The sequence below is a fragment of the Streptomyces sp. NPDC057428 genome (assembly GCF_042803195.1).
In the GTDB taxonomy this organism is placed as follows: Bacteria; Actinomycetota; Actinomycetes; order Streptomycetales; family Streptomycetaceae; genus Streptomyces.
The window spans coordinates 106,017-118,815 of sequence record NZ_JBHVCT010000001.1 but is presented as its reverse complement, the minus strand read 5'-3'; the positions used below and the strand labels follow the sequence as shown (position 1 = coordinate 118,815).

The following is a 12,799-nucleotide window of genomic DNA, read 5'->3' as shown; positions in this document are numbered from 1 at the left end:
GGTCAGCCCGCCGACGGCTTCACGGGCGGTGCCACCGAGTCGGCCGGCTGAGTGCTGACCAGCTCGGGCAGGGCGGTGGCGCCGGCGCCCTTCAGCCTGGCCACGAACATCGGCTGCACCAGCGCGTGGTCCTCGGCCCGGATCTGCTCCTTGCCCTTCACCCCGTCGAAGCTCCAGCCCTCCAGGGCCTTCACCATGGCGGCGGTGTCGGTGGCGCCGCCCTCCTCGACCGCGCGCACCACCATCTGCGCCGCGGTGAAGCCGTCGGGGGTGAACAGGTCGGGGGTGCCGCCCGCCTTCTCGACGCGGTCGAGCATGGCCTTCTCCACGGCGTTGCCACCGCCCGCGCCGGGGAAGTAGTGCGCCAGGAAGGAGACCTTCGCGCCCGCCTTCCCGAACACGGGGTACGAGGCGGTGCCGGCCAGACCCGTGACGACCTTGCCGGCCTTCAGCACGCCCTGCTGGTCCAGCGCCGTCCACAGGGCGGGTGCGGTCGCACCGGCCCAGGCGACGAAGACCAGGTCGGGCCCGCCGGCCTTGACCTGCCGGGCGAAGGGCGTCAGGTCGGTGGCGCTGGGCGGGGCCAGGACCGATCCCACCGTCGCCCCCCGGGCGCCCAGGACCGCCTTGACGGCCGCGACGTTGGCCTGCCCGAAGGTGGAGTCCTGCGCGAGGACGGTGACCTTCTTGCCCTTGGGGTCCCCGAGCATGGTGCCCGCGGTGAGGATGTCCTGGTAGGACTGCCGGCCCGAGCGGAAGGTGTAGTCGTTGACCCCGGTCAGGGCGTCCGTGGCGGCCGGGCCGTTGACATACAGCACCTTGTTCTGGGCGGCGAGCGGGGCCATCTGGAGGGCCACGCCGGAGTCGGTGGTGCCCGCCAGCACCTTGTAGCCCTTGCCGATCAGGTTCTTCGCCGCGGACACCGCCTTGCCGGGGTCCCCCGCGTCGTCCTGCTCGGTGACCTCGATCCGGTGGCCGCCCGCCTTGCCGGTGCCCTTCGTGGCGTAGTCGAGGCCCGCCATGAACCCGTCGCGGTACTGCTTGCCGTAGGCGGCGAGGAGCCCCGTACGGGAGTAGACGAGGCCCACCTTCACGCTGTCGTCGCCGCCCTTGCCGGACGAGGTCTCGCTGCCCGCCTGCCCGGCTGCGGTGCAGCCCGCCATGAGCAGACCCGCGGCGCAGAGCGCGGTCGCGGTCAGGGTTCTTCTCCGTACGGTGCCTACGGCTCTGCGACGCATGATGACCGGCTCCTCGGCGTGGTTCGGGTGATGTCGGCCGACCGTACGAACACCGGGGCGCCGTCGACATGGTGCAGGGCACCTCACCTCGGCGGGTGCCGGTGTGCGTGCCGCACATGGGCACGCCTCAGCGCGCGTCCGCCGTGCGGCCGATCAGCCCGCACACCGTCTCGATGTCCCCTTTCACCTGGGCGATCGACTCACGCCCCGAAAGCCAGGTGATCAGGGCCGAGTGCCAGGTGTGCCCGATGACGCGCACCACGGACAACTGCTCCTGCGTCGGGTCCTCCACCCCCATGGCGTCCAGCACGATCGCGGTGGTCAGCCTGGACACGGCATCGACCTCCGGGCTCACCCCGCGATCGGCGAAGGTCAGCGCCCGCACCATGGCGTCGGCCAGATGCGGATCGCGCTGGAGCGCGCGGAAGGCGCGCATCAGGGTCTCGGCGACCCGCCGGCCGGCGTCGTCGCCCGCGGGTGGGCGCCTGCGCAGGGTGATCTGCAACTTCTGGAGCTGGTCGTGCATCACCGCGACCAGGAGATGGACCTTGGAGGGGAAGTAGCGGTACAGCGTGCCCAGGGCGACCCCGGCGGCGTCGGCGACCTCGCGCATCTGCACCGCCTCGAAGCCGCCCCGTCCGGCCAGCTGGGCGCCGGCCTGGAGGATGCGGCGGCGGCGGGCCTCCTGGCGATCCGTCAGGGGACTGGCTGCAGGCCTGGCTTCCGCTGTCATCTGCCCCGTCCAAGAAGGGAGAACCGGTTACCTGTCCGGCCGGCCGCCGGTTTCCGGGCGCACACGGACGGCCAGGGCGGCCGTCGTGGCGTGAATCACCTGATCCGGCCGTCACACAGACGCTACCTGCCGGTAGATTCGGTGCCTGTTGAACGAACGAGTCTGAAACTTGTTCTAGATTAGCGCGACCGGTTACGCTCCGGCGAAAACGCAGTGACGAAGGGGGCCGAGTGTGACCGCTGAGGCCATAGAGACAGGCCCCTTCGCGGGCGGTGGCGTGTCGGGTGCCGACGGTGACCGGCCGTTGCGTATCGCACTCCTGACCTACAAGGGCAACCCCTTCTGCGGCGGCCAGGGCGTCTACGTCCGCCACCTCGGCCGTGAACTCGCCCGGCTCGGCCACAGCGTCGAGGTGATCGGCGCGCAGCCCTACCCCGTACTCGACGAGGGTGTCCCGCTCACCGAGCTGCCGAGCCTGGACCTCTACCGCCAGCCCGACCCGTTCCGCACCCCCGGACGCGGTGAGTACCGGGACTGGATCGACGCCGCCGAGGTCGCCACCATGTGGACCGGTGGCTTCCCGGAGCCGCTCACCTTCAGTCTGCGGGCGCGCCGCCATCTCCTCGCCCGGCGCGGCGACTTCGACGTCGTGCACGACAACCAGACGCTCGGCTACGGCCTGCTGGGCGACCTCGGCGCCCCCCTCGTCACCACGATCCACCACCCCATCACGGTGGACCGGCAACTCGACCTGGGGGCCGCCGAGTCCAGGCGGCGGCGCCTCTCCGTGCGCCGCTGGTACGCCTTCACGCGGATGCAGAAGCGGGTCGCCCGCCGCCTGCCGTCCGTCCTCACCGTCTCCGGCTCCTCCCAGCAGGAGATCGTCGAGCACCTCGGAGTGCGCCGGGACCGCGTCCACGTCGTGCACATCGGGGCCGACACCGACCTCTGGTCGCCCGACCCGTCGGTCGCCGAGATCCCCGGGCGGATCGTCACCACCTCCAGTGCCGACGTCCCGCTCAAGGGCCTCGTGCACCTCGTCGAGGCACTCGCCAAGCTCCGGACCGAGAACCCGCGCGCGCACCTCGTGGTCGTCGGCAAGCGGGCCGAGGACGGGCCCGTCGCCCAGGCCATCGAGCGCTACGGGCTGAGGGACGCGGTGGAGTTCGTCAAGGGCATCAGCGACGCCGAACTCGTCGACCTGGTCCGCAGCGCCGAAGTCTCCTGCGTCCCCTCGCTGTACGAGGGCTTCTCGCTGCCCGCGGCCGAGGCCATGGCCACCGGTACCCCGCTGGTCGCCACCACCGGCGGCGCGATCCCCGAGGTCACGGGGCCCGACGGGCAGACCTGCCTCGCCGTGCCGCCCGGCGACGCGGGCGCCCTCGCCGCCGCGCTCGGCCGGCTCCTCGGAGACAGTGAACTCCGCGCCCGCCTCGGCCAGGCGGGCCGCGCCCGGGTGCTGGCCAACTTCACCTGGGCCCGCGCCGCTCTCGGCACCGTCGACCTGTACCGTCAGTCGATCGCCGCCCGGGGAGCCCGCAGGTGAGCGCCCCCGCGGCTCCCGGAACCCGTACCTCCGACCTCGAAGGCAGGCCCTCGTGCTGACCGTCGACTTCACCCGCTTCCCGCTCGCCGCCGGCGACCGGGTGCTCGATCTGGGCTGCGGCGCCGGCCGGCACGCCTTCGAGTGCTACCGGCGCGGTGCCCAGGTGGTGGCCCTCGACCAGAACGCCGAGGAGATCCGCGAGGTCGCGAAGTGGTTCGCCGCGATGAAGGAGGCCGGGGAGGCCCCCGAGGGCGCGACCGCGACCGCGATGGAGGGCGACGCGCTCAACCTGCCCTTCCCCGACGAGTCCTTCGACGTGGTGATCATCTCCGAGGTCATGGAGCACATCCCCGACGACAAGGGCGTACTCGCCGAGATGGTCCGCGTGCTGAGGCCCGGCGGCCGGATCGCGGTCACCGTGCCCCGCTACGGCCCCGAGAAGGTCTGCTGGGCCCTCTCCGACGCGTACCACGAGGTCGAGGGCGGTCACATCCGGATCTACAAGGCGGACCAGCTGCTCGGCCGCATCCGCGAGGCGGGACTCAAGCCCTACGGCACCCACCACGCGCACGCCCTGCACAGCCCCTACTGGTGGCTGAAGTGCGCCTTCGGGGTGGACAACGAGAAGGCCCTTCCGGTGCGCGCTTACCACAAGCTCCTCGTCTGGGACATCATGAAGAAGCCCCTGGCCACCCGGGTCGCCGAGCAGCTGCTCAACCCGGTCGTCGGCAAGAGCTTCGTGGCGTACGCGACCAAGCCGCACCTTCCCAGGGCCGAGGCGTGAGCACACCCGAGCAGACCGAACACCTGGTCCTGCCGGGCGTCCTCACCGCCGCACAGGCCGCCGAGACGGTGGCCGCGCTGCTCGCCGTGCAGCGGGAGGACGGGGCGCTGCCCTGGTTCCGCGGTCATCACCTCGACCCCTGGGACCACACCGAGGCCGCCATGGCCCTCGACGCGGCAGGCGAGCACGAGGCCGCCGCCCGGGCCTACGAGTGGCTGGCCCGCAACCAGAACGACGACGGCTCCTGGTACGCCGCGTACCAGGACGGTGACCCGTACCGGCCCACCGACCTCGGACGCGAGAGCAACTTCTGCGCGTACGTGGCCGTCGGCGTCTGGCACCACTACCTGGCCACCGGCGACGACGCCTTCGTCGACCGGATGTGGCCGACGGTCTACGCGGCGACGGAGTTCGTGCTGCGGCTCCAGCAGCCCGGCGGGCAGATCGGCTGGAAGCGCGAGGCGGACGGCACGCCCGTCACCGACGCCCTGCTGACCGGCTCCTCCTCGGTCCACCAGGCGCTGCGCTGCGCTCTGGCCCTGGCCGAGCAGCGTGAGGAACCGCAGCCCGACTGGGAGCTGGCGGCCGGGGCGCTCGGCCACGCGATCCGCAGCCACCCCGAGCGCTTCCTGGACAAGAGCCGCTACTCGATGGACTGGTACTACCCGGTCCTCGGCGGCGCGGTCACCGGCGCCGAGGCGACGCGGAGGATCCAGGAGGGCTGGGACCGCTTCGTGGTCCCCGGACTCGGAGTGCGCTGCGTGCTGCCCAACCCCTGGGTGACGGGCGGGGAGAGCTGCGAACTCGCCCTGGCCCTCTGGGTGACTGGGGAGTCGGACCGGGCGCTGGAGGTCCTCCAGTCCATCCAGCACCTGCGTGCCGAGGGCGGCCTGTACTGGACCGGATACGTCTTCGAGGGCGAGAAGGCCATCTGGCCGGAGGAGCTCACCACCTGGACGGCCGGCTCCCTGCTCCTCGCGGTGGCCGCGCTCGGCGGGGACGAGGCGACCACCGCGGTCTTCAGCGGCGAGCGCCTGCCGGCGGGACTCGAACCGGACTGCTGCCACTGAGGGTTACTCCACCGGGGCCCGGTCGTTCCGGGCTCGTGGCGACATGAGCCCTGGCCTCTCGTGGGGACCGGGTCCTGCTCGGTCTGCACGAGAGGCCAGGGCCGCCGGCCACGGGTCAGCGACGGACCCGGCCCGCCACGGCGTGCCCGATGAAGAGGTAGACGACGGCGGCCAGACCGTAGCCGGCGACGACTCGCGCCCAGGCCTTGTCGAAGGTGAACAGGTCGTACGACCATCCGGCCAGCCAGTTGGCCGAGTCGTGGACGAACTGCACCAGTTCGTTGCCACGGTTGGCATCGAGCAGGTACATCAGGATCCACAGGATGAGGATGAACGCCATGACGTCCGCGATGATGGCTATGACCCGCGCGGCGGTACTGCTTCCTGAGCCTCTTCTTGTTGACATGCACTCCTGATTGCCACTCCGCCATGGGTGAAACCCGTACGGCGGGCACCGGGTGGCGGGCCCTCCCGCCTGACCGGCTGACGACCGGCCGGAAATCCGGCTGAACCTGCTCGGCCCAGCCCTTAGGGTGCGGGGATGAGCCCTCTTACGCACGCGCGCTACTGCGAGGAAATCCTTTTCCAGACCGACCTGTTGAGAGATCTCGTCAAGGATGCGGACCTGACCGCGCGGGTCCCCACCTGCCCCGACTGGAACCTGCGCGAGCTGGTCGTCCACGTCGGCGGCGCGCACCGCTGGACCGGTGAGATCGTGCGCACCCGGGCTGCCGGCGAACTCCCGGACGACGGGGTGCCCGGCAGCGACGGCCCGGCCTCCGGCGACGCGGCCGCACTGGACGCCTGGCTCGCCGAGGGTGCCGCCGCGACCGTCGACGCCCTGCGTGAGGCCGGTCCGGACACGGAGGTCTGGACGTGGGCGTGGGAGCGCCGCACCGCCTTCTGGGCCCGCCGCATGGCCCACGAGACCGCGGTGCACCGGGCGGACGCCGCGGCGGCCGTGGGCCAGGACTTCGAGGTGGCGCCGGACCTGGCCGCCGACACGATCACCGAGTGGCTGCAGATCGTCTCCTTCGCCCAGGCCGAAGGAGACCCCGAAGCGGCCGAACTCCGGGGAGGCGGAAGGTCATTGCACCTGCACGCCACGGACGCGCCGGACGCGGAATGGCTGATCGAGTTCGGCGAGGACGGCTTCACCTGGCGCCATGCCCACGCGAAGGCGACGGTGGCTCTGCGCGGCCCGCTGACCGAGCTGATGCTCGCGTTCAACCGCCGGCGTAAGCCGGACGAGGGCGGGTTGGAAGTGCTGGGCGACCGGGGTCTGCTGGACTTCTGGCTGGAGAGGTCGTCGTTCGGCTGAGAAGCCCGTCCGGGCCGGGACCACCGGTCCGGGAACGGCAGCGGCCCCCGCCCGGAGGCGGGGGCCACTTGCTCGCGACGGATCAGCCGCGCTGGATGCCCGTGGTGTCCTGGAGCAGGCCACGACGGCCGTCCTGCGTTTGGGCGATGAGCCCGGGACCACGCTGCTCGACCGCGAGGTACCACGTGCCGGGGGCGAGTTCCGCGATCGGGCCGGAGGCGCCGTCCTCGCCGAACAGCGGGCGTGCGACCGGCACCGCGAACCAGAACGGCGTGAAGTCACCCGCCGGTGCTCCACCGTCCTGGTGTGCCTGCGGAGCGGCAGCCTGGTGCTGCTCCGGCTGACCGGGCTGCGCCTGCTGCGCGCCGTAGGGCTGCGGCTGGCCCGGCTGCCCGCCGAACTGCTGCTGGCCCGGGTAGCCGTACCCCTGGCCCGGCTGCTGGCCGTACGCCGCCTGTACGCCCTGCGCCGCAGGACGGGGAGCGCCCATGAGAGGGGCCTTCAGCGCGGGGACCAGCGGAGTGGCGACCGCCGCGCCGGCCAGCACGAGGGCGGCGAGCAGGCCGAGGATCAGGCCGGCGCCCGCGTCGGGGACGTCGATGATCGTCCAGAACGCCGTCCACAAGGAGAAGACGGTGAACGCGGCGCCGAACTGGCCGAGTTCGAAACCGGCGATCTTGCGGCCCGGCATGGCGCGGCTGACGATCAGCAGCGCTGCGCCGATGATGCCGGCCACGTAGATGCCCATCAGTACGGAGAGCGAGTCCCAGGCGTTGGCGTTCACGCTGAAGCCGGAACAGTCCACGCCCGAGGGGCAGTCGAAGCCGGAGAGGTCGAGGAAAGAGGCGATGAACAGCACGACCGCTGCTCCGATCACCACGCCGTCGCCTCGAGAGAGGGAGCGGATATTCACGTGAAGGTCCTTAGTCGGTCGTCTCGTCGGGGCGGTCGTCGATGCCGCCGGAACGGCGGGCGCGGTGCGATGCTCGGCGGCGGCTCCCCATCGTACGGATGAATCTATCGTCTGCCGGGGCGGGTTGTGAGGCTGCCGGACCTCGGACCGGCTATCCCCCCGATGTCGCCACCATCACCGCATAACTACCTCTTCAGATAGCTGCTGACACCCCCGGCGATGCCGAGAGCCGCTTTCTGACGCCAGTCCCCGCTGGTGAGCAGAGCGGCGTCCTCAGGATCACGCATATTGCCGCATTCGATGAACACTTTGGGCACGGTCGACAGATTCAGGCCGCCGAGATCCTTGCGGGTGTCCAGTCCGGTATCCCCGCCGATGTAATTGGAGGCGGCACTTCCGGTAACGCGTACGAAATTCCCGGCGATCCGTTCGCCCAGTTCGCGCGACGGGGTGACGATCTTCGAGGTGTCCGCGCCGCCTCCGCGCACCGCGGCGGGCAGGATGACGTGGAAGCCGCGATTGCCGCGCGCCGAACCGTCCGCGTGCACGGAGACGACGGCGTCGGCCCCGGCCTCGTTGCCGATCCGGGCCCGCTCGTCGATGCACGGGCCGTACGGGCGGTCGCCGTCCTGGGTGAGGACCACCTTCGCGCCCTGCTTCTCCAGCAGTGTGCGCAGCCGGCGCGAGACGTCCAGGGTGAACCGGGCCTCCGGGTACCCCGAGTCGGTGGCCGTGCCCGTGGTGTCGCACTCCTTGCGCGCGGTGCCGATGTCCACCTGGCGGCCGATCTCCCGCGTGTGGTCGCGGTTCCCCGGATTGTGCCCCGGGTCGATCACCACGGTGCGCCCGCTGAGGGGGCCGCGCGGCAAGGGCTTGCCGGACCTCGGCGCCGCGGACGGACTCGCGGACCGCTTCGGGGGAGCGGACGCCGCGGAGCCCCCGCCCGGCGCCGGCCCTCCGTCACCCCCGCATCCCGCGACGGTCAGACACACACAGGCGAGGCCGGCGGCGGCGAACACGGTCGTACGGCGCGAGCCCGGGCGCGGGGTGGAGGAGGCGAAGTCGTCGTGGAGCACGTCGGGATGCTATCCGTGCCCGCTCAGATCCCCGGTCCCGTACGCCGCAGGACCCGCAGTGAGTCCGTCACCGAGATCTCGGTGAACGCCCCTGAGGTCAGGGCGCGTTGCTGGACCCGGTAAGGGGCCTGCCCGCCGTCCGCAGGGTCGGGGAAGACGTCGTGGATCACGAGCAGGCCGCCGTCGGCGACCTTCGGGGCCCAGCCCTCGTAGTCGCCGTTCGCGTGCTCGTCGGTGTGCCCGCCGTCGATGAAGACGAAGCCGAGAGGGCCGCCCCACAGCGCCGCCACCTGCGGGGAGCGGCCGACGAGCGCCACCACGTGCTCCTCCAGGCCCGCTTCGTGCAGGGTCCGGCGGAAGGTGGGCAGCGTGTCCATCAGCCCGAGGGCGGGATCCACCTCGGACGGGTCGTGGTACTCCCAGCCCGGCTGCTGCTCCTCGCTGCCGCGGTGGTGGTCGACGGTGAGCGCCGTCACGCCCGAGGCGCGGGCCGCGGCCGCGAGCAGGATCGTCGACCGTCCGCAGTACGTACCGACCTCCAGGAGCGGAAGGCCGAGGGATGCGGCCTCCACGGCCGCGGTGTACAGGACCAGGCCCTCATGGACCGGCATGAAGCCCTTGGCGGCCTCGAAGGCGGCGAGAACATCCGGCTCGGGTCGGACGGCGGACTCGGCGGCCACGGGGTTCCTCCTGGTGGGGCGGTGGATCGGACGGCCGCCCCATCGTGCCGTACGCCACCGCCGCCCTGACCGGCGGGGCGTACGGGCGGCACGCACCAGGGTGGCCCGTCGGTCAGGTGGCCGAGGTCCGCAGCTCCCCGGCGACGGCCGGGGCCACCGCCCGGGCGGGCCCCGCGGACGCCGCCCCGGAGACCGCGTCGCCCGCGCTGCCGGCCAGCAGCACCGGCCGCGCGGGCCGCTGGGCCGGAAGGAACGCGGCCAGCACCAGGCCGATCAGCACCGCACCCGTGGCGATCATGAACGAGATCCTGAACCCCTCCATGGTGGGTATGTTCACCGAGCCCACCCGCGTCGAGGTGTTGGCCAGCACCATCCCGATCACCGCGCTGGACAGCGATGTGCCGATCGACCGCATCAGTGTGTTCAGGCCGTTCGCCGCACCCGTCTCCGACGCGTCGACGGCACCGACGATCAGCGCCGGCAGCGAGGAGTAGGCGAGTCCGATCCCGGCTCCGAGCACCACCGCGATCACGACGGTCTGCCAGGCGGCGCTCATCAGGCCGAGTCCCGCGCCGTAACCGATCGCGATGATCACCATGCCGAGGAGCAGGGAGATCTTGGGACCGCGGCGGGCCGAGATCCTGGCGTACAGCGGGGCCACGAGCATCATCGTGAGACCCAGCGGCGCCACGCAGAGCCCGGCGACGACCATCGACCGTCCCAGACCGTAACCGGTCGACGCGGGCAGCTGGAGCAACTGGGGGAGAACCAGCGAGACGGCGTAGAACGCCACACCGACCATGACCGACACGAGGTTGGTGAGCAGCACCTCGCGGCGCGCGCTGGTGCGCAGGTCGACGAGCGGGGTCTTGCTGCGCAGCTCGAACAGTCCCCACAGCACCAGGATCACCACGGCCGCGGCGATCAGACCCAGGGTCAGGGGTGAGGTCCACCCCCAGGACGCGCCCTTGGTCACCGGGACGAGCAGGCTGACCAGGCCGAGGGAGAGCCCCAGCGCGCCGACCAGGTCGAAGCGCCCGGTGGCGCGCAGCGGGGGCTCCGGCACGACGGCGACGGTCATCGCCATGGCCAGCACCCCCAGGGCGGCCGAACCGAGGAACAGGGTGTGCCAGTCGGCGTGCTGCGCCACGAGCGCGGCGCCGGGCAGCGCGAGTCCTCCGCCCACACCTATGGAAGAGCTCATCAGCGCCATGGCGGAGCCGAGCTTCTCGCGCGGCAGCACGTCGCGCATGATGCCGATGCCGAGCGGGATGGCGCCCAAGGCGAATCCCTGCAGCGCCCGGCCGACGATCATGATCACGAGGTCGTCGGTGGAGGCGCAGATCAGTGAGCCGACCACCATCACGGCGAGGCTGGCGAGCAGCATGCGCCGCTTGCCGTACAGGTCACCGAGCCGCCCCATGATCGGGGTTGCGACCGCGCCGGCGAGCAGGGTGGCCGTCAACACCCAGGTCGCGTTGGACGGGTCGGTGTGCAGGAGGGTCGGCAGGTCCTTGATGACGGGGACGAGCAGGGTCTGCATCACCGCGACGGTGATGCCCGCGAAGGCGAGTACGGGGACGACGCCGCCCCGGCTCCGGTGCGGACCGGGGAGGCGCTCCCCGGCCGGCTGTTCGTCCGTCGTCCGTCGCATGCGTGTGTCCTCCGGGCAGGGAAAAGGGAAAGGCGGGGTGGAGCGTGCGGGGGTGCGCCGAGGGCGGCACCCACCGCCAAGTGTGTGCATAGTGAACGCTTCCGCATGCGCTCCGTATTCCGGTGAACACGGAGTGACGAAACGGGAGTCGTCGGCAGGTTCCGGTCCGTGCGGCCGGAACCGGAGCGGGTCCTACGTCCTCCGGCCGGGCGCGACCGGGACCCGAAACCGATGTACGGGGCACGTGCAGCCTGCGAGTATGACATCCATGGCTGACGACTGCCCACCCGCACGGCTGCCCGCCCGGTCGCGGACCCGCACCTGGGCCGTGGTCGCGGCCGCCTGCACCGGCCAGTTCCTGGTCGTCCTCGACGTGTCCGTGGTCAATGTGGCGCTGCCGTCCATGCGCGGCGACCTCGGCCTGAGCGCCTCCGGGCTGCAGTGGGTCGTCAACGCCTACGCGATCGCCTTCGCCGGTTTCATGCTGCTGGGCGGGCGGGCCGCGGACATCTGCGGCCGCAAGCGGATATTCATGACCGGCCTCGGTCTCTTCACCGCGGCCTCGCTCGCCGGCGGATTCGCCCAGGAGGGCTGGCAACTGCTCGCCGCCCGCGCCGCGCAGGGGCTCGGCGCGGCGGTGCTCTCCCCGGCCACGCTCACCCTCCTCACCGCGGCGGTCCCCGAAGGCCCCGCGCGGACCCGGGCGATCGGCACCTGGATGGCGGTCGGCGCGGGCGGCGGAGCGGCCGGCGGGCTCGTCGGCGGGGTGCTGACGGACGCACTCTCCTGGCGCTGGGTCCTCCTCATCAACGTGCCGATCGGCGCCCTCGTGCTCGCCGGTGCCGCGCTGTGGCTCGCCGAGGGCCGGGCGGGCGGCCGGCGCCGGGTCGACCTGCCGGGCGCGGTGCTCGTCACGGCGGGACTGGCCACGACGGCGTACGGCATCGTGCAGACCGAGGCCGCGGGCTGGGCGGCCGCCGGCACCCTGGTGCCGCTGTCCGCCGGGCTCGCGCTGCTCGGGCTCTTCGTCCGGGTGGAGGCGACGGCCGCGGCCCCGCTGATGCCGCTGCGGGTGCTCGGTGTGCGGGCCGTCTCGGCGGCGAACGTATCGATGCTGCTGCTGGGTTCGGCGACCTTCGGCATGTGGTACTTCATGACCGTCTACGCCCAGAACGTCCTGGGGTACACGCCCCTGCAAGCCGGGTTCGCCCTCGTCCCGAGCTCGGTCGCCGTCTTCGTCGCGGCGAAGGCGGCGCCCGGGATCATGGCGCGGACCGGCGCCAAGCCCCTGACCGTGGCGGGCTTCCTGATCGCCGCCGCCGGCTTCACCTGGCAGTCCACGATGGGCGTGCACGGTTCCTACCTCACCGCGGTCTGCCTCCCCGGCGTGCTGATGATGACCGGGTCCGGGCTGGCCTCCACCCCGCTGGCCTCGCTCGCCACCTCGGGCGCGGCGCCCGGCGACGCCGGGCTCGTCTCCGGGCTGATCAACACGTCCCGCACGATGGGCGGCGCACTGGGCCTCGCCGTGCTCTCCACGGTCGCCGCGGCCCGCACCGCGGGCTCCGGCGGAGCGGCGGACATCACCGCCGGATACGCCCTGGCCTTCCGTACGTCCGCGGTGGTGCTGGTGGCCGGAGCGGTGATGACGCTCCTGTGGCTGCCGGGTCAGCCGGGACAGCCGGGAAGGCGGGGGAGCGGCCCGGCCGGGGCGCCCACCCGCAAGCGGGCGGACGCGCCGCACACCGGCGCGACGGCCGGGAAGGGCCTGGACAAGGCGTAGG

12 protein-coding genes are annotated in these 12,799 nt (G+C 72.3%); 5 read left to right on the top strand and 7 right to left on the bottom strand.

The window, feature by feature from the left end; all coding sequences use genetic code 11:
* Positions 1 to 2: 2 nt before the first annotated feature.
* The gene (locus ACFU5K_RS00465; RefSeq protein WP_384054870.1) at positions 3 to 1,238 is read right to left on the bottom strand and encodes a substrate-binding domain-containing protein; all 1,236 of its coding nucleotides are present in this window, start codon (positions 1,236 to 1,238) and stop codon (positions 3 to 5) included.
* Between the two features lie 127 nt (positions 1,239 to 1,365).
* On the bottom strand, positions 1,366 to 1,971 hold the full coding sequence (locus tag ACFU5K_RS00460; RefSeq protein WP_384054867.1) for a TetR family transcriptional regulator: 606 nt from the start codon (positions 1,969 to 1,971) through the stop codon (positions 1,366 to 1,368).
* Positions 1,972 to 2,203: 232 nt separating this feature from the next.
* On the opposite strand from ACFU5K_RS00460, the gene ACFU5K_RS00455 reads away from it, so the two are divergent.
* The 3 genes from ACFU5K_RS00455 to ACFU5K_RS00445 are packed head-to-tail and all read left to right on the top strand — an operon-like array spanning position 2,204 to position 5,371.
* Positions 2,204 to 3,517 carry a glycosyltransferase family 4 protein gene (locus ACFU5K_RS00455; protein WP_384054864.1) on the top strand — a complete coding sequence of 438 codons (1,314 nt, stop codon included), beginning with the start codon at positions 2,204 to 2,206 and terminating at the stop codon, positions 3,515 to 3,517.
* A 52-nt stretch (positions 3,518 to 3,569) separates the two neighbouring features.
* Positions 3,570 to 4,301: a class I SAM-dependent methyltransferase gene (locus tag ACFU5K_RS00450; protein WP_384054861.1), complete on the top strand. Its 732-nt coding sequence runs from the start codon at positions 3,570 to 3,572 to the stop codon at positions 4,299 to 4,301.
* The gene (locus ACFU5K_RS00445) at positions 4,298 to 5,371 is read left to right on the top strand and encodes a prenyltransferase (RefSeq protein ID WP_384054858.1); all 1,074 of its coding nucleotides are present in this window, start codon (positions 4,298 to 4,300) and stop codon (positions 5,369 to 5,371) included. Before ACFU5K_RS00450 ends, ACFU5K_RS00445 begins: the two co-directional genes overlap by 4 nt.
* 115 nt (positions 5,372 to 5,486) lie before the next feature.
* Here ACFU5K_RS00445 and ACFU5K_RS00440 read toward each other — a convergent pair whose 3' ends face one another.
* Positions 5,487 to 5,777 carry a hypothetical protein gene (locus ACFU5K_RS00440; RefSeq protein WP_384054856.1) on the bottom strand — a complete coding sequence of 97 codons (291 nt, stop codon included), beginning with the start codon at positions 5,775 to 5,777 and terminating at the stop codon, positions 5,487 to 5,489.
* A gap of 135 nt (positions 5,778 to 5,912) precedes the next feature.
* Between ACFU5K_RS00440 and ACFU5K_RS00435 the strand changes: the two genes are divergently transcribed.
* Positions 5,913 to 6,692, top strand: a complete 780-nt coding sequence (locus ACFU5K_RS00435) for a maleylpyruvate isomerase family mycothiol-dependent enzyme (RefSeq protein WP_384054853.1) — start codon at positions 5,913 to 5,915, stop codon at positions 6,690 to 6,692.
* Between the two features lie 82 nt (positions 6,693 to 6,774).
* On the opposite strand, the gene ACFU5K_RS00430 is transcribed toward ACFU5K_RS00435, so the two are convergent.
* The 4 genes from ACFU5K_RS00430 to ACFU5K_RS00415 form a co-directional block, all read right to left on the bottom strand.
* A complete protein-coding gene (locus tag ACFU5K_RS00430; protein WP_384054850.1) occupies positions 6,775 to 7,605 on the bottom strand; it encodes a hypothetical protein in 831 nt (276 codons plus the stop codon).
* A gap of 185 nt (positions 7,606 to 7,790) precedes the next feature.
* Positions 7,791 to 8,681 (bottom strand): N-acetylmuramoyl-L-alanine amidase, encoded by an 891-nt coding sequence (locus ACFU5K_RS00425; RefSeq protein WP_384054848.1) that lies wholly within the window; start codon positions 8,679 to 8,681, stop codon positions 7,791 to 7,793.
* Between the two features lie 23 nt (positions 8,682 to 8,704).
* Entirely contained in the window at positions 8,705 to 9,361 is a 657-nt protein-coding gene (locus ACFU5K_RS00420; protein WP_384054845.1) for a class I SAM-dependent methyltransferase, read from the bottom strand.
* 112 nt (positions 9,362 to 9,473) lie between these two features.
* Positions 9,474 to 11,015: an MFS transporter gene (locus ACFU5K_RS00415; protein WP_384054842.1), complete on the bottom strand. Its 1,542-nt coding sequence runs from the start codon at positions 11,013 to 11,015 to the stop codon at positions 9,474 to 9,476.
* A gap of 259 nt (positions 11,016 to 11,274) precedes the next feature.
* Here ACFU5K_RS00415 and ACFU5K_RS00410 point away from each other — a divergent pair, with 259 nt between their 5' ends.
* Positions 11,275 to 12,798, top strand: coding sequence for an MFS transporter (locus ACFU5K_RS00410; RefSeq protein WP_384054840.1), 1,524 nt, complete (start codon positions 11,275 to 11,277; stop codon positions 12,796 to 12,798).
* Position 12,799: the final 1 nt, after the last annotated feature.

Excerpts from the sequence above, each read along its gene's own strand:
- ACFU5K_RS00415 (WP_384054842.1), bottom strand. The coding sequence starts at position 11,015 with ATGCGACGGACGACGGACGAACAGCCGGCCGGGGAGCGCCTCCCCGGT.
- ACFU5K_RS00440 (WP_384054856.1), bottom strand. The coding sequence starts at position 5,777 with ATGTCAACAAGAAGAGGCTCAGGAAGCAGTACCGCCGCGCGGGTCATA.
- ACFU5K_RS00460 (WP_384054867.1), bottom strand. The coding sequence starts at position 1,971 with ATGACAGCGGAAGCCAGGCCTGCAGCCAGTCCCCTGACGGATCGCCAG.
- ACFU5K_RS00435 (WP_384054853.1), top strand. The coding sequence starts at position 5,913 with ATGAGCCCTCTTACGCACGCGCGCTACTGCGAGGAAATCCTTTTCCAG.
- ACFU5K_RS00410 (WP_384054840.1), top strand. The coding sequence starts at position 11,275 with ATGACATCCATGGCTGACGACTGCCCACCCGCACGGCTGCCCGCCCGG.
- ACFU5K_RS00465 (WP_384054870.1), bottom strand. The coding sequence starts at position 1,238 with ATGCGTCGCAGAGCCGTAGGCACCGTACGGAGAAGAACCCTGACCGCG.